General features: G+C 54.4%; 19 protein-coding genes. 10 read left to right on the forward strand and 9 right to left on the reverse strand.

The annotated features are described in order from the left end of the window. Positions 1-435 precede the first annotated feature (435 nt). The 4 genes from EVJ28_RS09395 to EVJ28_RS09410 all read left to right on the forward strand — a co-directional run bounded on the left by EVJ28_RS09395 (position 436) and on the right by EVJ28_RS09410 (position 3,183). Positions 436-1,347, forward strand: a complete 912-nt coding sequence (locus tag EVJ28_RS09395; protein WP_131465567.1) for an MBL fold metallo-hydrolase — start codon at positions 436-438, stop codon at positions 1,345-1,347. A gap of 63 nt (positions 1,348-1,410) precedes the next feature. Further along, a complete protein-coding gene (locus EVJ28_RS09400; protein WP_071399295.1) occupies positions 1,411-2,244 on the forward strand; it encodes an aldo/keto reductase in 834 nt (277 codons plus the stop codon). 13 nt (positions 2,245-2,257) lie between these two features. Continuing rightward, complete coding sequence (locus tag EVJ28_RS09405; RefSeq protein WP_131457520.1) at positions 2,258-2,872, forward strand: PH domain-containing protein; 615 nt, start codon at positions 2,258-2,260, stop codon at positions 2,870-2,872. Positions 2,873-2,886: 14 nt separating this feature from the next. After that, on the forward strand, positions 2,887-3,183 hold the full coding sequence (locus EVJ28_RS09410) for a hypothetical protein (protein WP_131488773.1): 297 nt from the start codon (positions 2,887-2,889) through the stop codon (positions 3,181-3,183). Between the two features lie 52 nt (positions 3,184-3,235). Here EVJ28_RS09410 and EVJ28_RS09415 read toward each other — a convergent pair whose 3' ends face one another. Then, positions 3,236-4,327 (reverse strand): RNA-guided endonuclease TnpB family protein, encoded by a 1,092-nt coding sequence (locus tag EVJ28_RS09415; protein WP_131488775.1) that lies wholly within the window; start codon positions 4,325-4,327, stop codon positions 3,236-3,238. Positions 4,328-4,632: 305 nt separating this feature from the next. Continuing rightward, complete coding sequence (locus EVJ28_RS09420; RefSeq protein WP_131465569.1) at positions 4,633-5,157, reverse strand: DUF1836 domain-containing protein; 525 nt, start codon at positions 5,155-5,157, stop codon at positions 4,633-4,635. Positions 5,158-5,282: 125 nt separating this feature from the next. Here EVJ28_RS09420 and trhA point away from each other — a divergent pair, with 125 nt between their 5' ends. Then, on the forward strand, positions 5,283-5,927 hold the full coding sequence (trhA, locus tag EVJ28_RS09425; RefSeq protein ID WP_070327786.1) for a PAQR family membrane homeostasis protein TrhA: 645 nt from the start codon (positions 5,283-5,285) through the stop codon (positions 5,925-5,927). A gap of 86 nt (positions 5,928-6,013) precedes the next feature. After that, entirely contained in the window at positions 6,014-6,709 is a 696-nt protein-coding gene (locus EVJ28_RS09430) for a DsbA family oxidoreductase (RefSeq protein ID WP_131457526.1), read from the forward strand. A 62-nt stretch (positions 6,710-6,771) separates the two neighbouring features. Here EVJ28_RS09430 and relB read toward each other — a convergent pair whose 3' ends face one another. Beyond that, complete coding sequence (gene relB / locus EVJ28_RS09435) at positions 6,772-6,993, reverse strand: type II toxin-antitoxin system RelB family antitoxin (RefSeq protein WP_131457528.1); 222 nt, start codon at positions 6,991-6,993, stop codon at positions 6,772-6,774. Between the two features lie 173 nt (positions 6,994-7,166). Here relB and EVJ28_RS09440 point away from each other — a divergent pair, with 173 nt between their 5' ends. Beyond that, positions 7,167-8,384 (forward strand): MFS transporter, encoded by a 1,218-nt coding sequence (locus EVJ28_RS09440; RefSeq protein ID WP_131468582.1) that lies wholly within the window; start codon positions 7,167-7,169, stop codon positions 8,382-8,384. Between the two features lie 25 nt (positions 8,385-8,409). On the opposite strand, the gene EVJ28_RS09445 is transcribed toward EVJ28_RS09440, so the two are convergent. The 4 genes from EVJ28_RS09445 to EVJ28_RS09460 form a co-directional block, all read right to left on the reverse strand. Continuing rightward, complete coding sequence (locus EVJ28_RS09445; RefSeq protein ID WP_236634114.1) at positions 8,410-9,504, reverse strand: MBL fold metallo-hydrolase; 1,095 nt, start codon at positions 9,502-9,504, stop codon at positions 8,410-8,412. 90 nt (positions 9,505-9,594) lie between these two features. Further along, the gene (locus EVJ28_RS09450) at positions 9,595-10,182 is read right to left on the reverse strand and encodes an SCO family protein (RefSeq protein WP_131457530.1); all 588 of its coding nucleotides are present in this window, start codon (positions 10,180-10,182) and stop codon (positions 9,595-9,597) included. Between the two features lie 4 nt (positions 10,183-10,186). Further along, complete coding sequence (locus tag EVJ28_RS09455; RefSeq protein WP_131457532.1) at positions 10,187-10,606, reverse strand: disulfide oxidoreductase; 420 nt, start codon at positions 10,604-10,606, stop codon at positions 10,187-10,189. Continuing rightward, positions 10,603-11,274, reverse strand: a complete 672-nt coding sequence (locus EVJ28_RS09460; RefSeq protein ID WP_131457534.1) for a DsbA family protein — start codon at positions 11,272-11,274, stop codon at positions 10,603-10,605. The genes EVJ28_RS09455 and EVJ28_RS09460 overlap by 4 nt, the downstream gene beginning before the upstream one ends. 153 nt (positions 11,275-11,427) lie before the next feature. On the opposite strand from EVJ28_RS09460, the gene EVJ28_RS09465 reads away from it, so the two are divergent. Further along, complete coding sequence (locus EVJ28_RS09465; RefSeq protein WP_131488777.1) at positions 11,428-13,023, forward strand: diguanylate cyclase domain-containing protein; 1,596 nt, start codon at positions 11,428-11,430, stop codon at positions 13,021-13,023. A gap of 36 nt (positions 13,024-13,059) precedes the next feature. Here EVJ28_RS09465 and odhB read toward each other — a convergent pair whose 3' ends face one another. Further along, the gene (gene odhB, locus EVJ28_RS09470; RefSeq protein ID WP_131459110.1) at positions 13,060-14,331 is read right to left on the reverse strand and encodes a 2-oxoglutarate dehydrogenase complex dihydrolipoyllysine-residue succinyltransferase; all 1,272 of its coding nucleotides are present in this window, start codon (positions 14,329-14,331) and stop codon (positions 13,060-13,062) included. Positions 14,332-14,349: 18 nt separating this feature from the next. Next, on the reverse strand, positions 14,350-17,196 hold the full coding sequence (locus EVJ28_RS09475; RefSeq protein WP_131488779.1) for a 2-oxoglutarate dehydrogenase E1 component: 2,847 nt from the start codon (positions 17,194-17,196) through the stop codon (positions 14,350-14,352). Between the two features lie 334 nt (positions 17,197-17,530). On the opposite strand from EVJ28_RS09475, the gene EVJ28_RS09480 reads away from it, so the two are divergent. Both EVJ28_RS09480 and EVJ28_RS09485 read left to right on the forward strand, forming a co-directional pair. After that, a complete protein-coding gene (locus EVJ28_RS09480) occupies positions 17,531-18,463 on the forward strand; it encodes an ABC transporter ATP-binding protein (protein ID WP_131459108.1) in 933 nt (310 codons plus the stop codon). Next, positions 18,441-19,178 (forward strand): ABC transporter permease, encoded by a 738-nt coding sequence (locus tag EVJ28_RS09485; RefSeq protein WP_131469683.1) that lies wholly within the window; start codon positions 18,441-18,443, stop codon positions 19,176-19,178. The genes EVJ28_RS09480 and EVJ28_RS09485 overlap by 23 nt, the downstream gene beginning before the upstream one ends. The last annotated feature ends 7 nt before the right edge of the window (positions 19,179-19,185 follow it).

Below are 19,185 nucleotides of genomic sequence, written 5' to 3' on the forward strand. Positions count from 1 at the left end.
ATCACCCTCTCAAAAGAAAAAACAGGATAAGGGCAAGGAAAAAGAGCGATTGTCCCGACTTGAGTCGGTCCAATCGCCCTTTTTTCTGTTCACGCTCGGATAGAGCGGAGGTTTTTCAGTGCCCTCCTAGAAAGCGATGGTGTGAAGATCTCCGGTCAAGCGGAAAAAAGGGTCACCCCGTAGCTTGAGATTGGACACACTTCACCCGTGACTGTTCAGACGAACAGTGATGATTCGTTTCATCAGTTGAGTGAGTGTGACTTTTTCATAGCACGCGGTACCTTCCTTTCCTAATCTACTGCCACCTTACCAAAATGTAAGCGGATTCGCAATCGTCAAACCCACAATCTCCCATCGTTTCTACGCCTATGGGCGGATGCACGTCTTAGTCGTCAGCGTTAAGATGAAACTATCCTATATAACGAGGTGACTCACATGAAATTACGCAACTTACTCGTCCCGAGCGCTGTCTTGGCAAGCGTCGGCACGTTCTTTTATACACGACTGAAACAACGGTTACCGCGTCCTGACTTTAAAGAGGCGCCGATCAAACCGGACTTGTCCATTTTCGACGAGACGAGCGTGAGCGCCACGTGGATCGGCCACTCGACCGTGCTCATCCATTGGTACGGCCTCAAAATTTTGACCGACCCGGTATTCTCAAAACGGATCGGTGTCCACGTCGGTCCCGTCACGTTCGGCATGAAACGGCATACCGCCCCTGCCCTCTCGATCGAAGAGATCGGTCACGTCGACGTCATCTTGCTCAGCCACGCCCATATGGACCACTTCGACCATAAAAGTTTGAAGCGGCTCATCACCCGTGACACGGTCGTCATCTCGGCACCGGGGACGAGCAAACTGTTGCGTCACTATCCGAGCCTACAGACGCTCGAGATGCATCCCCACGACAAGTTGACACTCGCGAACGGACTTAACGTCCAAGCGATCCCGGTCGCGCATTGGGGCAACCGCTTCCCGTGGGACAAACACATGGGCTATAACGGCTACGTCTTGAAATATAAAGGCGTCCGTATGCTGTTCGCCGGCGACACGGCGTACACCGAAGCGTTCAACGGGCTCGCGAACAAAGAACCGATCGACCTCGCCTTCTTCCCGATCGGTGCGTATCAACCGGACTCGTTCCAGGAAGCGCACTGCACCCCGGAGCAAGCGTGGACGATGTTCAAACAGAGCGGAGCGAAACGGTTCTTCCCGATGCACTGGGACACGTTCGTCTTATCATACGAGCCGGTCGAGGAGCCGTATGACCGCCTCGTCGCCGCAGCCAAACTCGAACGCGATCAAATCGTGATCAAGGCGCACGGAGAAAGCATTCGGCTGTAGGTTTCACTTTCACTTTGTCGTGATTTTCGGTAACGTTAGATGTGAGAGGGAGGGAATCAAATTATGGAATGGACAACACTCAATAATGATGTGAAACTGCCGATGCTCGGTCTCGGCGTGTACAAAGTTGAAGACGGGACGGTCACGGTCGACACGGTCAAGGCGGCACTCGACGCCGGCTACCGGTTGATCGACACGGCCGCCATCTATCAGAACGAAGAGAGCGTCGGGCAGGCGATCCGCGAGTCGAGCGTCCCGCGCGAAGACATCTTCGTGACGACGAAGCTGTGGAACGAGTTTCACGGCTACGACGAGGCGCTCCAGGCGTTTCAAGACAGCCTCGACCGACTCGGCCTCGACTATGTCGACTTGTTCTTGATCCATTGGCCGATGCCGCGCTTCGGTAAGTTCGTTGAAACGTACAAAGCGCTCGAGCAATTGTATGAGGAAGGCAAAGTACGGGCCATCGGCGTCTCGAACTTCGAGATTCAACACCTCGAACAGATCATCCAATCGTGCGCGATCGTACCGGCGGTGAATCAAGTTGAGATCCACCCATACTTGTCCCAAAAAGAATTGATCGCGTTCTGCAAGCGTTATGACATCCAGATCCAAGCGTGGAGTCCGCTCATGAAAGGTCGTGAGGCGCTCGAGGATGCGACGATCGTCGACATCGCGAGCAAGTACGGCAAGTCCCCGGCCCAAGTCATCTTGCGCTGGCATCTTCAAAACGGTGTCGCCGTCATCCCGAAATCGGTCACACCGAGTCGGATTCGTGAAAACATACAGGTATTCGACTTCACGTTGACGAAAGAAGACATGGCAGCGATCGACGGACTCAACCGGAACGAGCGGACCGGGTCCGACCCGGTCGAGATGCACAAAATCCACTACTGAGGAGAGACTGTACATGTTCAAAAAACTAGCTTCTGATTTGACAGGCTTTAGCGATATCGGTGAAGTCATCGACCCGAAAGACTTCGACAAGGCCGATGCCGACGATTACGTCTTACATGAGGACAACGAGAAGATTTACTTCTTGATCAAGTCGAAATCGGATGAGTACTGCTTCACGAACCTCGCGATGATCCATCTCGACGGCGCGAGCGCCATCAGTTCGAAGCGCGTCTTGTATCGTTATCCGTACGCGCAACATCCGCTCCAACACGTCATGTTCGAGACGGCCGGCACGGTCGACTTAGACGTCGAGATCAAGTTCACAATCGGCGATAAGCCATACTCGATCGACGTGAACAAAAAGCAAATCGAGCACGTCAAAGACTTGTACAAATCACTCCTCGCCATCGCTGATAAACAGCGTGAAGGCCGGAAGATGCTTGAATTTGCCAACGCGTCGCTCACGCATTCCGTGTCAGTTCTGAGCGGCCTCCGTCAAGGGGACATGAACGTCGCGACGACGTTCAAAGACTTGTCGCAACAATCGTTCGACTGGCTCCAAGGCCACTATCACGAATGGAACCGGAAAGATTTCGGTGACGTGTTCGAGAAGTACATCAATAATTAACTTGGTGGTGACGTATGGACTACATGTGGTTGTTGATTGCGTTTTTCTTGTTCATGCTCGTGATTTTGACTGTATTCATCAGTAGTGTGCTTAACGCCTTGCTCAGGAACCTCCACCCGTTAGTTCATATCACCGTCATTTTGTTTTTGTCGTTCACGTATGAGCGTCTAATGTTAGATTATAATCTCTTATGGACGCTTTTCATTCTTGTGACCATCAGTTATTTAGCACCACTTCTCGTCGGTGAACTACTCACCACTTATTTGCTTCGCAACTTGAAGTGGGAGCTTCTTGGGAAGACCGCGCTTTGACCAGCCACGGTTGTGGACCAAGCTCGTCGGGCAGTCCCTGCCCTGGAGTGTTTCAGTCGGCGAGACCCAACAGGTTGAGGCTCGCGTTGACGTCGCGGTCATGGTGCGTGCCGCATGCGGCGCATGTCCACTCGCGGACGTGCAGGTCCTTCTTGCCGCCGTTCTCGCCACAGGCCGAACAGACTTGGGTCGAGGCGAACCACGGGTCGGCCTGGATCAGTGTGCGGCCGTGGAACCTGCATTTGTAGGCGAGCTGGCGGACGAACTCGCCCCACCCGGCGTCCCCGATCGACTTTGCCAGGCGGCGGTCCTGCATCATCTCCCTCGGTTTCAGCGTCTCGACCACGACGACTTGGTTCTCGTCGACGATGCGTCGTGACAGCTTGTGAAGGAAGTCATGTCGGCGGTTCCGTACCTTTTCATGCTTTTTGGCCAATAGGAGCCGCGCCTTCTCGCGGTTCCGGCTGCCGGGCTTCTTGCGGGAGAGCGAGCGCTGCGCCCGTCTCAGCCGTTCCTCGGCCTCGCGCAGGTTGCGCGGGTTCGGGACCTTCTCCGTGACGAGCGCGTCGTTCGTCATGACGGCGAAGTGCCCGAGGCCGAGGTCGATCCCGATTTTGTGCTCGGCCGGGACCCAGGGCTCGTCGGGCTGCTCGACGAGGAGCGACACGAAGAACTTGCCCGTCTTCGTCATCGACACGGTCGCCGAGCGGATCTCGCCGTCGAAGATTCGGTGCTGTGTGAAGCGGATGAACCCGACCTTCGGGAGCCGGACCCGGTCCCCCTCGATGCGGATCGTGCCGTGCTGGTTGTTCGTCGTGTAGGAGGCGCGCGATTTCCGTCTCGACTTGAACACCGGGAAGCCGGCCGTCCCGGCGAAGAACTTCGCGAACGCAGTGTCGAGGTGCAGCTTCGCGTTGGCGAGCGCGAGGCTGTCCGCCTCGCACAGGAACGGGAACAGCGGCTTGTAGGAGGCAGGTGTCGGCGGTTTGCGTTTCGGCCCGGTCCCAGTCTTCGACTCCTCGTGGATGGCGATGCGGTCCTCGAGCAGCTTGTTGTAGATAAAGCGGGCGCAGCCGATCGTTCGGACCAGGAACTCGGCCTGTGCCGCGGTCGGGTGGAGCCGGTATTTGTAGCCCTTCAGCATGTCTCCCCCTCCTCTCGGCCGATGATCGTGATGAACGCCTTCCTCATCCGATACCCGCGGCGGGGGAAGGGAAATCTGACGGAATCACGAACTTATGTTCGTCATATCTGTCACAGGGGTGGCCAAAAAGTTTATGTACGGGCGATTCATCTCCCACCTACGCTGGGCTTCGCCCCAGACGCTTAGAGGTGGGAGAATTCTCGCTTAATTATGTTAAAATGTACAACAAAGGTGAGCGCTTCGAACGCGAACATCTAAAATGACAAAATGTCCCCTAGACTACAAACGGAGTCTAGGGGACATTTTTATTTACTTTCGTCGATCAACCGTTCGGCGAGCCGTTGGTACAAGTGGCTCATATGCACGGCCGAGGCAATGGCGAGCGACTGTTGGATTTCACTCGCTTCAGTCGCTTTCACGTTCGCGAGCAGCGTCTCGGCTTGCGTCTCGAACGCCTGCAAGTTTTGTTCTTTCTGAGCTTGATAGGCGTCGTAAAAGTCTTCGAGCGAGAACGCCTCGTCCGATTCATTCAGCGGCCGGAGCGTCTCTTTGATGTCGTTGATCGACAACAGCCCTTTCATCTCGTAAATCAGGCTTAGTAGCATCAAATGCTCGTTCGTGTACTTCTTGTTTTTGACGGGATGGAACAACTTCCCTTTGGCGTAGTTGTTGATCATCGTCTTCGTCAAGATCGTCTCGTCTTCATTACGTTTCATCTTGCCGTAATGTTGCTCGAATAGTTGGATGACTTGGTCCATGTATAAGTCGATCGTCGGCAATACCGCTTTCGGGAGCGTGCCTTCCGTCCGTACAATCTCGTTCGGTTTCATCGAATCACCTCACTTTCAGTATACGGACAATCGTCGTTTGTCGAAACAAAAACCTTGTTCTTCTTGCCCATACCGCTTATCATGTAGTTATGGATACTACATGACGTCATAAGGAGTGTTTTTGCATGAATTCGATTTTTCGGGAACCTATTAACGCGCTGACCCATCTCGCCGGAGCGGTACTCGCCTTCATCGCCTTGATCGCGATGACGGTGAAAGCGTCACTGCTCGGCTCACCGCTCGCCATCATGGCGGCGATTTTGTTCGGAATCAGTCTCGTCTTTCTTTACCTGTCGTCTGGCTTGTACCACAGCATCATCGCCTCGCCGAAAGTCATCGCGTTCTTCCGACGAATCGATCATGCGATGATTTACGCTTTGATCGCCGGGACATACGCCCCGCTCACACTGCTCGCGCTCGAAAGCCCGATGCGCTGGGTGCTGTTCGGTATCGTCCACGTCCTCGCCTTGTTCGGCATCATCTTCAAACTTGTCTGGTTCCACGCCCCACGCTTCTTGTCGACTGCTCTCTACATCGGTATGGGCTGGCTGTCGGTCTTCTTCATCGGACCGCTCCATAGCGTGATCGGCAACGGCGGCATCTTTTGGCTCTTGCTCGGAGGCTTCATGTACACGGTCGGCGGTCTCATCTACGGCTTTAAGCCGAAGTTCGTCAACTGGCGCGGTTGGGGCTTCCACGAGGTGTTCCACTTGTTCATCTTGTTCGGCAGCTTCGCCCACTTCGTCTGCGTGTTCTGGTACGTCTTTTAAGTCCTCCTCGTGAGGGCTTTTTTTGTGAGCACATTCATTTACTTCAATTTCAAGACATCCTACACTGACTGTAGGAGGGATTCACTATGAAAATTGAAGTTTGGTCAGATTACGTCTGTCCGTTCTGTTATATCGGCAAGCGCCGTCTAGAAGAAGCACTCGAACAGTTCCCACACGCGGACAAGGTCGAAGTGGAGTTTAAGAGCTTCGAACTCGACCCGAACGCCCCGACGACCGATTCACGTTCGATTTATGAAGTGCTCGCGAAGAAATACAGCATGCCGCTCGAGCAGGCGAAAACGACGACGGCCCAAGTCGCCGCTCAAGCTCAATCAGTCGGACTCGACTATGACTTTGACAACATGGTCGTCACCGGCACGCTCGACTCACACCGGTTGACGCACTATGCGAAGACGGTCGGTAAAGAGAAGGAACTGTCGGAAGCGCTCCTCAAAGCGTACTTCGTCGAGGCGAAACATATCGGCGACCACGACGTACTCGTATCGATCGCGACAAGCGTCGGGCTCGATGCTGACGCCGTGAAAGACGTACTCGCTTCAGACGTATACATGGAAGACGTCCGCGCTGAAGAGAAACGCGCGAGCGATCTCGGCATCACCGGCGTCCCGTTCTTCGTCTTCGACGGGAAGTATGGCGTCTCAGGCGCCCAACCGACCGAGGCGTTCACACAAGTACTCGAGAAGACGTGGGCCGAATCGGCACCGACACTTCAAGTGCTCTCGGGCGGTGCGACGTGCACGGACGATAACTGCGATATTTGACTTCAAAAGAACGACAGAGAAGCATTCGTCTGAATACGGACGAATGCTTTTTTAGATTTAATCTAAGTTTGCAAATCCTTTAGCATGGCCTCGAATGAAATTGCTTCAGAATGTTCTTGATGTGCACTCATTACTTCATAATAAAGCACTATGTCTAATTCATCTTCTATTCGTTCTAGGACAGCTTCCCGAACAAGCATAGAGAGGGTAAGATTTTTTGTTTTCGCATACTCTCTAATGAGAAGTTCGTCTTCCTCATTGAGTCGCACAGATATCGTTCCCATACAATCACCCTCCTTCATACACATTGTATTACGAAATCAGAGTGTTTATATAATCAGTTCGCATGAATTAATGAATGGGAGTAGAAGCCGAATCTTCGGCTTCTTTTTTGTGGCTTAATGAATCATTCTCAAGCATAATTATTATTAACTGATAAGAATCGAGGACTTAACATATGTGGAAAAATCGGAACGTCTGGATCATCTTGACCGGAGAGTTCGTCGCCGGTCTCGGGCTTTGGCTCGGCATCATCGGCAACTTGGAGTTCATGCAGGAGAAAGTCCCGTCCGACTTCGTCAAGGCGCTCATCCTCGCCGGGGGGCTGCTCGCAGGCGTCGCCATCGGACCGCTCGCCGGTCGGCTCACCGACCAGGGCTCGAAAAAGAAAATCATGCTCATCTCGAGCGTCGTCCGGGCGCTCAGCGTTCTCTTCATGTTCGTCGCCATCGAGACGGGAAGCGTGCTTTGGATGGTCGTCTTCCTCGTCTTCCTGCAAGGGTCGGCCGCGTTTTACTTCCCGGCGCTCCAAGCAGCGATCCCGCTCATCGTCAAGGAACGCGAGCTGCTCGCCTTGAACGGGGTCCATATGAACGTATCGACGCTATCACGCGTCATCGGGACGGCCATCGCCGGCATCTTGCTCACGCTCGTCTCGCTGCGGGACGTCTACGCGCTCTCGCTCGTCGCCTACTTGTTGCTCGCCGTCGCGACGTGGTTCTTGAACATCGACGAGACGACGACACCGTCCGCTCGGAAAGTCGATACGAAGTCGTCCGGCGGATTCAAGGACGTCTTCCCAATCATCAAGTCGATCCCGGTCATCTTCATGACGCTCGTCATGACGCTCATCCCGCTCCTCTTCATCGGTGGGTTCAACCTGCTCGTCATCAACATTAGCGAGCTGCAAGATTCGACCGCGATCAAAGGCTGGATTTATACGGCGGAAGGGATTGCCTTCATGGTCGGCGCGTTCGTCATCAAACGGATCGGTGAGAAGTTCTCCGTGTTCTCGATCTTGTTCACGTTCTCGTTTTTGATCGGGGTCGCTCAGCTCATGCTGTACTTCGCCGACATCCCGGCCGTCTCGATCGCGGCGTTCGTCTTGTTCGGCTTCTCGGTCGGCTGTTTCTTCCCGACCGCCGTGACGATTTTCCAGACGCGGATGCCGAAAGACTATCACGGGCGCTTCTTCTCGTTCCGGAACATGCTCGACCGCATCGTCTTCCAAGTCGTGTTGCTCGTCACCGGCTTCTTCCTCGACTTGATCGGTCTGCAGCTCATGGTCGTCTTGTTCGGGGTAAGTTCGATCGCGATGACCGCTTCCTTCCTCGTCTATACGCGGAAACACAAGCTTTATATCGAAACGGACGAGACCGAACGGATCTCGTCCTAACAAAACAAGCGCTGACCGAATTCGGTCAGCGCTTGTTCATGTCCTCGATGTCGCGCCACCACGTGTTTGTGTCGTTGCGACCGTCGAGCGTGATCCGTTCCCCGATGATTGGAGTGAGTACGTGTTCTCGCGGCAACAACTGTGTCAACTGCTCGGCCGGGTCGTACCAGGCGTGGAACGATAGCGTGAACGCGCCCCAATGGATCGGCAATATCTTATCAGCCCGTATGTCGCGGAACGCCTGAGCCGTCTCTCGTGGCTGCATGTGCACATCCGGCCAACGCTCATCGTATTGCCCGCATTCGAGTGCCGCGAAATCGAACGGTCCGTACTCGTCCCCAATGTCTTTGAAGTGAGGACCGTAACCGCCGTCACCGCTAAAGAACAAGCGGTCCGTCTCACCGATGACGACCCATGACGCCCAAAGCGTCGCATTGCGGTCGGTGAGGGCACGACCCGAGAAGTGACGGGCCGGCGCACAGACGAACGTCCACGTCCCGAACTGATACGTGTCGCCCCAATCGCGTTCGACGATGCGTTCGGCCCCGACGCCCCAACGTTTCAAATGGCTGCCGACGCCGAGCGGGACGATGAACATGGCGACTTTGTCTTTGATCGCTTGAATCGTCGCATAGTCTAAATGGTCGTAATGGTCATGCGTCAGCAAGACGACGTCGATCGGCGGCAAATCGTCGAGCTCGAACGGCAAGTCCTCGCTGAACCGTTCATTCTTCGCGAACGGGAGCGGTGACGGGCTCCGGCCGAACATCGGGTCGACGAGCATCGTCTTGCCGTCCATTTGAACGAGCATCGCCGAATGGCCGAGCCAATAGATGCGGGTGAAGCTCGAGCCGAGTGTCTCGGTGAAGTCGATCGGGACGACCGGCAACCGCACGCTCGGCTTCCGGAGCGAGTCCGGATTTAAAAATTCTTTCGACATCGAGATCATGTCATCGCTTGAAAACCGCATCGGTGTCTCAAGCTGATTGCGGAACTTACCGTTGACAAGATTCGGCGACTGGAGCGCTTTTGGCTTGCGGCCGAGCGGTTTATATTGTGTGAGCGCCGTACCCGTCACAGCAGCCAAACCCATCAATGAAACGAGTAGTGTTTTTTTCAAAAATATCCTCTCCTCTACTGTTTATTATACGGCAACATGCCGGATTCCCCTGTTTTTAAATACGCAAAAAAGGACGACATCGCGTCGCCCTCAAGATTTCTGTAAAATTTTAATATCGTTGACGATCTCCTCGATCGGCACGTCTTGGAACCCTTGGTACGCCTTGATGATTTTCCCGTCTTGGTCGACGAGATAGAACCATGTCGCGTGATCGACTTGCGTGCCTTCGTCGGGCTTGCGGACGAGCGCCTTGAAGTTCTGTTGCGCGAACGCCTCGATCTCGTCTTGCGAATAGCCGGTCAAGAACTGCCAGTCGGCTTGCGCCAAGTCGTACCCGGACATGAACTGTTTAATCTTATCCGGTGTGTCGACGGTCGGGTCGACGCTGAACGACACGAACTGGACGTCCTCGACGCCTTCTTCGATGAGCGCTTCATTCAACTTCGTCATGTTGTACGTCATCGGCGGACAGACGGTCTCACAGTTCGTGAACACGAAGTCGGCCATCCACACTTTCCCTTTCAAGTCGTCGAGACTGACCATCTCCTCGTCCTGGTTCATATAGTCGAACGATTCGATCTCCCAGTTGAGCGGGTCTTCGATCTCATTGCCGCAAGCGGCGAGCACAGTGAGTAAACTCATAAGCCCGATCAGCATCCATTTTTTCAAACGTTCCATCCCCTTACTTGTCCGTTTTTGTGTTGAGCAATAATAGCGTGATGAGTGTGAACGCCGTGAGCGCGAGGAACGGGATCGTCACGAAGCCGAACCAGTTGATGTACTGCACGTTACACGGCACGCCTTCGACACACGGTTTGATGTCGGCAAAACCGGGTACTTTTTGCACGAGATAATGGTAAAGTGAAATCATACCGCCGACGATTGCTAGCGGTAATACATATTTCTTCACTTGACGATCGTTCGTGAATACAGCCATACCGAGCACGAAGACGAGTGGGTACATAAAGATACGTTGGACCCAGCACAGTTCGCACGGGACGAACTCGCGGATCTCACTGAAGTATAAACTGCCGAGCGTCGCCGTGAGCGCGACGAGCCAAGCGAGATACAAGCCGTAGCGGCTCAGGAACGACTGATTCATGGCGCCCCTTGTTCAATCAACCGTTCAATCGCCTTATAGTCGAACGGGTCTTCTAGCATGACGCCGTTGATCATGATCGACGGCGTGAACTGGACCCCGTATTCTTTGACGAGTCCGTCATCTAGACTCACCTGTTCGAGCACGCTCGAGTTTTCACTCAAGTCGTCTTCAAACTTCGCCATGTCGACCGACGTCGTCTCGCCTGCGATCTGCTTCAATCGCTCGATCGTGACCCATGCCTCGTCGTGCTGCTGGCTCGCCGGTTGCGCGTCATAGAGTGCCTTATGAAAGTCCCAGAACGCATCCGGGTCTTGCTTATAGACCGATTCTGAAGCGAGTGACGCCAAAATCGACTCTTGTCCGTGGAACAAGACGTTGATATAGCTGAAGCTCGCGTCGCCCGTATCGACATAGTCCGCCTTTAGTTGCGGATAGATCGTCTCGCCCCATTGTTTACAAGACGGACATTTGTAGTCCCCAAACTCGACGATCGAGACCGGTGCGTCCGCTTCCCCGAGCGTCGGTTGCCCGTCCGTCGGCACGTGCTCGCTCGTAGCCGGCGCTGCCGTCTCTGCCTGCTCGGCCGGGCGGTTCAAGAGAACGACCACGACCGCGATGAGTGCGACCGCGATGAGCGTCCCGACGACCAATGCTTGATTTTGTTTCATTCGTCTCACCTCTATTTTTATCGATTCGTCTTTCATTATAGCGAAAGCGCTATCCGATTCCACGAAATCGACTTGTTTATTACCGACTTTGCTTCAAGTCGTCCACATTTTGACGATGAACAGAGTGGATGTTTATTGTAGGAGGAACTATTTATGAAATTGTTTTCGATGCGCCTCGGGTTAATCTTGGCGCTCAGCATTTCCGGTCTCGTCTTTATTCTGACACTCGCCTTAACGTATACGATCAGCGAGCGTTCGGCCGCGTCGCTTGAACAAGAAATCGGGGAACGTCTGTCGACGACATCGCATCAGCTCGTCGATAAGCTCGACTTTTATATGTGGTCGCGCTATCAGGAAGTCCAACTGCTCCAAGGACTCGACGCCTTGACCGAACCAAGCGAAAGCCGGGCCCTTCTCGATGAGGTTCAAACGAACATCCCCGCTTTCTCGTGGATGGGGGTGACCGATGCATCTGGGACTGTCACCGCCTCGACGAACGGGATTTTAGAAGATATGTCGATCGCCGAACGTCCGGTCTTCTCGGAAGCGCAACAACAACCGTTCATCGGGGACGTCCACGAGGCCGTTCTCCTCGCTGAAAAACTCCCCAATCCGAGTGGAGAACCTCTCCAATTCGTCGACATCAGCATCCCAATCATGCGCGACGGTGAATTTAAAGGCGTCTTGGCGACCCACCTGAGCTGGGAATGGGGAGAAGAAGTGCTCCAGCACTTTAACCGCACGTTGCACCATCACTCGGACTATACCGACATGTTCGTCGTCAGCGGACGTGATAACACTGTGCTACTCGGTCCCGATCATCTCGTCGGGACACCGCTCCCGACGACGCTCGATGACGGCTGGCACGTCGAGACGTGGGAAGATGGAACGTCATACTTGACCGGCGTCGCTATCGGAGAAGGGTACGACGACTACGCCGGTCTCGGCTGGAGTGTCGTCGTCCGGCAACCGGTCGACGTGGCGTTCGCCCCCGTCACGACGCTGCAAAACAACATCTTATGGATCGGGCTCGTCGCCTCGGTTGTGACCGCCCTGATCGGTTGGCTGCTCGCCTTGTTCGTGACGCGGCCACTGCAAAAAATCACCGAGACGGCGACGCTCATGAAGCAAGGAAAAGCGGAGACGTTCCCGCATCAGTCCGGCATCTATGAGATCGAGTCGCTCGCATTTGCCCTTGAGTCACTCGTCACGTCGCTGACCAATTCAGAGACAGAGCGGGTCCGCTTCGAGTCACTCGCCAAACACGATGTATTGACCGGTCTCGCCAACCGGACGGCGCTCCGTCAGTACTTGAATGACGCACAACTGACAACGAACGACTACGTCTGCTTCTATATCGACCTTGACGGCTTTAAAGCAATCAACGACACATACGGGCACGCGTCGGGCGACGAAGTGCTAGTCGAGATCGCCGACCGGTTGAAGCAGCTGCCTCTCGAAGGGCTGTACCCGGTCCGATTGAGCGGAGATGAGTTCTTCCTTCTGTTCGAACGAAACAACCGAAGTGACCGAGACGTCCAGCAGATTGGGGAAGATGTCATCACCTCATTGTCCGCGCCCGTATCGTTTGACGGCGGGACGGCCACAGTCGGTGTGAGTATCGGCGCTGCGCTCTGGTGTTCGAACACGCCGCCACATCTCACCATCGAACGGGCCGACAAGGCACTCTATCGCTCGAAAGCGAACGGCAAGAACCAGATCACGCTCGATGAGACGCTGCTTGCATAAGAAAGGTCCATGTCACTTGCGACATGGACCTGTTTTTTACGCTTCGAACAACAACTGTTCTGGATCTTCGATCATATCTTTAATGTGTTTAAGGAACGTCACGGCCTCACGCCCGTCGACGATGCGGTGGTCGTATGAGAGGGCGACGTACATCATCGGACGGTTCTCAATCGTCTCGGCGTCGATCGCGATCGGACGAAGTTGGATCGTGTGCATTCCGAGAATCGCGACTTGCGGTCCGTTCAAGATCGGTGTCGATAAGAGTGAACCGAACACGCCGCCGTTCGTGATCGTGAACGTGCCGCCAGTCAGGTCGCTAAGCCCGAGCTTATTGTTGCGGGCCTTGTCGGCGAGATGGATGATATCCTTCTCGATCTCGCCAAAGTTTTTACGGTCCGCTTCCCGGACGACCGGGACGACGAGTCCGTCCGGTGCCGATACGGCGATGCCGATGTCGTAATATTTCTTCAAGACGATCTCGTTGCCTTGAATCTCAGCGTTCAGATACGGCATCCGTTTCAGAGCCGCGACGGCCGCTTTCGTGAAGAACGACATGAAGCCGAGTTTGACGTCGTTATCTTTAATGAACTTCTCTTGACGACGTTTCCGGAGCGCCATGACCGCCGTCATATCGATCTCGTTGAACGTCGTGAGCATCGCCGCCGTCTGTTGGACTTCGACGAGACGGCTCGCGATCGTTTGACGACGACGCGTCATCTTGATGCGCTCTTCGTCTTTGCCACTCGCGACCGGTTGTGGTGCCGCAACCGGTGCTTTCGGTGCTTCTGGCTTTGGCGCCGGTGTTGCGTTGTGGTTCGACACGTCATGGACGTTGATGCGGCCGATCGGGTCGTTCGTCTGAACGGCCGAGAGGTCGATCCCGCGCTCACGAGCGAGCTTACGTGCCGCCGGTGTAGCGATCGGGCCTTTACCTGGGCTTGCCACGTGCTCTTCACGACGCTCGACTTTTTTCGCTTCGCCGACTTCTTCTGTTTTCGTCTCGGCTGGAGCCGGAGCAGCTTCTGTCGCTGCTTCCGTCTTCGTCTTCGTCGCGACGGCCGTGCCGCCGGCTGAACCTGAACTTAAGCGGGCGATGACTTGACCGACTTGGACCGTGTCGCCTTCCCCGGCGAGTTGTTCTTCCAACGTTCCCGACTCATCGGACGGCACTTCGATGTTGACTTTGTCTGTCTCGAGCTCGACGATGGCCTCCCCTTTTTCAACGTGGTCGCCTGGCTGCTTGAGCCAAGACGCGACCGTTCCTTCCGTAATGGACTCTGCTAATTCCGGTACTTTAATTTCGATCACAATGAGTTCCCCCTTAACTTATTTACGATCTTTTTGGTATGTGCTCGCTCCAGCCGCACTTGAGACGGCGTCACGGGATAAGGCTTCACGGATGATGCGTGCTTGTTCTTGTTTGTGTGCTGTCGGATTTCCTTCAGCCGGGCTCGACCGGCGACGGCGGCCGATGTAACGGACGTTCAGACGGTTCGATGTCACCGCTTCAAGACGCGGCTCGATGTATGTCCAAGCTCCCATGTTTTTCGGTTCTTCTTGTACCCAGACGATCTCTTTGGCGTTCGGGTAGCGACTGATGACGTCGCGAATCTCACGGACCGGGAACGGATAGATTTCTTCGACGCGGATGATGTGGAGGAAGTCGAGTGACTCCTCTGACTTCATCGTCGCTTCTTGCAGATCGATCGCCATCTTCCCTGAACAGAAGACGAGCCGTTCGACTTTGTCCGGCTGTTCGCCAAGACCTATTTGTTCGACGATCGGACAGAAGCTGCCATCTGACAACTCTTCGACCGTTGAGGCTGCAAGTGGATGACGAAGCAGGCTCTTCGGTGTCATGATGATCATCGGTCGGATTTGCTCAGTACCAAGCATCTTCGCCTGACGACGCAAGATGTGGAAGTATTGGGCAGCCGTCGACAAATTAGCGACCGTCCAGTTCTTTTCACCGGCGAGCGTCAAATAGCGTTCCATCCGCGCGCTCGAGTGCTCCGGACCTTGTCCTTCGTAACCGTGCGGCAACAGCATGACGAGACCCGATTTTTGACCCCATTTCGCACGACCGGCCGAGATGAACTGGTCGAACATGACTTGGGCCGAGTTGGCAAAGTCACCGTACTGTGCTTCCCACAACACGAGCGTATCTTGTGCGAACACGTTATAGCCGTATTCAAAGCCGAGGACTGAGCCTTCCGAGAGTGGGCTATTGTGCACCGTGAACGAGGCTTTCGCCGTCGACAACTCGTGGAGCGGCGAGAACTTCTTACCGGTCTCGGCGTCGTTCAACATGATGTTACGCTGCGCGAACGTCCCACGCTCTGAATCTTGACCGCTTAAACGGATCGGTGTCCCGTCCGAGATGATCGAGGCGTAGGCGAGTGTCTCGGCATGGCCCCAGTCGATTTTGCCGTTGTCCCCGAACGCGTCACGACGACGGTCGAGTACTTTTTGGAGCTTATGGAACACGCCGAACCCTTCAGGCCAGACGAGAAGCTCATCGTTCAACTGTTGCAACAAGTCGCGTTCGACTGCCGTATCGACGTAAGGGAATCCTTTATAGACTGCTTCCGGCAAGACGATGTCCGCATCTTCTTCCTCAGCCGGGACGAGGTCGCGCGCTGACTTCAAGCGATCTTCAATCGATTGTTCGATCGTCGCTTTGTCTTCTTTCGTCATGACGCCTTCTGCTTCGAGAAGATCGGCATAGACGTGACGGACCGATTGATGTTCTTTGATTGCTTTGTATAGAACCGGGTTCGTGTTCATCGGTTCATCCATCTCGTTGTGTCCATAGCGGCGGTAGCCGACCAAGTCGACAAGGATGTCTTTATGGAACTTGGCACGGTATTCGCTGCACAATTTCGCGACGGCGACACACGCTTCCGGGTCGTCGGCGTTGACGTGGAAGACCGGGATCTCGTAGCCTTTGGCGATATCACTCGCATAACGTGTCGAGCGCGAGTCGCTCGGGTCCGTCGTGAAGCCGATCGTATTGTTGGCGATGACGTGGACGGTGCCGCCTGTGCGGTAGCCCGTCAAGTTCGTCATGTTGAGCGTCTCGGCGACGATGCCTTGGCCTGGGAACGCGGCGTCCCCGTGGATCAAGATCGAAGCAGCCTTGTCATCGTGTTGGACCGGCATCCCTTTTGCAGAGCGGTCGTCTTGCGCGGCACGCGTGTAACCTTCGACAATCGAGCCGACGAATTCAAGGTGGCTCGGGTTGTTGGCGAGGTTCAAGCGGACTTCTTTCTTCTCATCTAACACGCGGCGGTCGAGTCCAAGATGGTATTTCACGTCGCCCGACCAGCCGAAGTTGATGCCGATCGAACCTTCTGACGGAATGAGTTCTTTGTTCGGTGCGTGCTGGAACTCGGCAAAGATCATTTCATACGGTTTACCGAGCACATGGGCGAGGACGTTCAAACGTCCACGGTGTGCCATCCCGATGTTGATGTGTTCTGAACCGCTCGAGATGAGCCGTCCGACCATCGCGTCAAGGAGCGGGACCATGCTGTCGAGTCCTTCGATCGAGAAACGTTTTTGTCCGACGTACGTCTTATGAAGGAACGATTCGAACAGTTCCGTCTCGGCTAAGCGCTCGAACAATTCGAGTCTTTCTTCTTTTGAATACGCGGCTTTCAATGCGCCTTGCTCGATGCGGCGGCGAATCCAGCGCTTCTCCTCCATATCATCCAAGTGGCGCAACTCGATGGCGACCGTCCCTGTATAGACGTCGAGTAAATGACGGACGAGTTCAAGTGCGTTCGCGCCGGGCTTCGGTACGTCTTCTGACAGCAAGTGTGCCGGGATCTGCTCGAGGTCTGACTCGTTCAACCCGTAACGGTCGAACACAAACAACCCGTGCTCACGCGGATGGTCCTTGAGCGGATAAATATCAGCCGCTTTATGACCGAGCGCCCGGATATCGTTGACGAGCCGAGTCGCCGCCACGATTTTCTCCAAATCAAATGAAGCGACCGGTGCAACCGGTACCGCTTGTTCGGGTGAACCGTTCTCATCAAAGTAACGACGCGTCTCCGCATCGACCGATTCTCTGTCTTCCAAATATTGCTCGTACAATTCAACGATGTAGCCTAAGTTTGGACCATAAAATGTTTGCGATTGCTCGCGACCGTTCGACGACTCTCCCATTGAATAAATCCCCCTGTCCGTTCCTATGCGCCCAATGTGTGAACGCTTTCATTTTTTAAGGCCGCACGAATCAGTTCATCCATCTGATTCAGGCCGTGAAAAGAGCCAAATCTTGCCTCTTACTCTCTTCTTCATACTACACCTTTCCAGGTCGAAAGACCCTTTCAAATTCACAATTCGTCCATACTAATTCAATAAGTTTTACTTATCGACTAATTGTGAAAGTTGTCGTTTGATTCAATTGTTTCAAAAAAAGGTGAAACCTTCTTTCAGTCTTGTCGTATACAATGTTAGCAAGCTTGGAAACAAATCTCAACGAAAGCAAGGTGACAACATGTTATCCGTCCAAAATGTCCACAAAAAACTGGGCCAGACGAACGTTCTGACCAACGTCAGCTTCGAAGTCACGCCCGGCGAAATCTTCGGCTTCCTCGGTCCGAACGGTGCCGGAAAGACGACGACGATCCGTATCATCACTGGTCTAATGCCGGCAACGCACGGTAAAGTGACAGTCGACGGGTTCGACGTATCGACCGACCGCCAAGAGGCGCTCAGTCGCATCGGGGCCATCGTCGAAAACCCGGCGTTCTACCCTTACTTAACCGGTCGAGAAAACTTGATCCACGCCAAGAACTTGATCCCCAATTTGAAAAAAGTCGACTTGAACGCCCTCGGGGCACTCGTCGGGCTCGAATCGAAGCTCGACATGAAAGTCAAACAGTACTCGCTCGGGATGAAGCAACGTCTCGGGATCGCCCGTGCGCTCCTCCACAACCCGAAAGTGCTCATTCTCGATGAGCCGACGAACGGGCTCGACCCGGCCGGCATCGCCGACCTGCGCAACTACTTACGGCATCTCGCCGAGCACCGCGGCATCGCCATCTTGATCTCGAGCCACTTACTTAGTGAGATGGAACAAATCACGGACCGGTTCGCGATCATCGACCACGGTCAAATCAAGTCGGTCCAAGACGGGACGACGCGTGAAGAAGGCGTCATTCTTTGTAAAGTGTCACGCGAGCAGATGAACGAGGCGCTCGACGCGGCCGCCATGATTTTTGACGATGTGAAGATCGTTCAGCAATCGGCAGAGACGTTCCTCGTCCCCCGCCCTGAGACGGATATCCCGGTTCTGTTGAAACGACTCATCAATCAAGACATCAACGTCTTCCAAATCGGGATGAAATACGAGACGCTCGAGGACCAGTTCCTCAAAGTGACGAAGAAAGAAGGAGGAACGAACAATGCGTTCATTACTAGCCAATGAGTTTATGAAATGGCGGCGCACGATCAAGCCGCTGATCGCCCTCGGCATGTATACCGGGGTCATCATTTTGACGTACGTCATCGTCACGAGTGGAAACGAGTCGGGAGATGCGACAACGTTCGTCAACTATGCAACGATGGCCGCGATGACGTTCCTCGGCATCTTCACGATCGTGTTCACCGCTGAAATGATCGGGAACGAGTTAAAGTTCGATACATTGAAACACTTGCTCATGAGTCCGTACTCCCGTGACCGAATCTTGCTGTCGAAACTCGTTGCCGCAATCCTGATCATGCTCGCCCAGTTCGTGTTCATCCTTGCCGTGACGTATGGCTTCGCTTTGACGCTTGACGGGAACTTGACGTTCGAGCAGTTCCGTAACGTCCTACTCAGCGTGTCGAGCGGCGTGTTCGTCATCTTCTTGACGCTCATGTTCTCGGTCGTCTTCAAATCGGTCGGTGTCGTCATCGGTTTTACAGTGCTCGCGAACTTCGTCTCAACGATGATCGGCGGCCTCCTCATCGCATGGAAGCCGGCCATTGCTAAGTGGATCGTCTTTTTGCACACGGACTTGTCTATCTATTACCAAAGTCCAGGCTTCATGGAGACGATGGACGTGACGATTTGGTTCTCAGCGTTTTACGTGTTGATCCACATCATCGCCTTCTATATCATCACGGCGTTCATGTTCCGCAGCAAGACGTTCGCGGAATGACCTGCCC

The sequence above is a fragment of the Exiguobacterium sp. SH3S3 genome (genome assembly GCF_004337115.1).
In the GTDB taxonomy this organism is placed as follows: domain Bacteria; phylum Bacillota; class Bacilli; order Exiguobacteriales; family Exiguobacteriaceae; genus Exiguobacterium; species Exiguobacterium aurantiacum_A.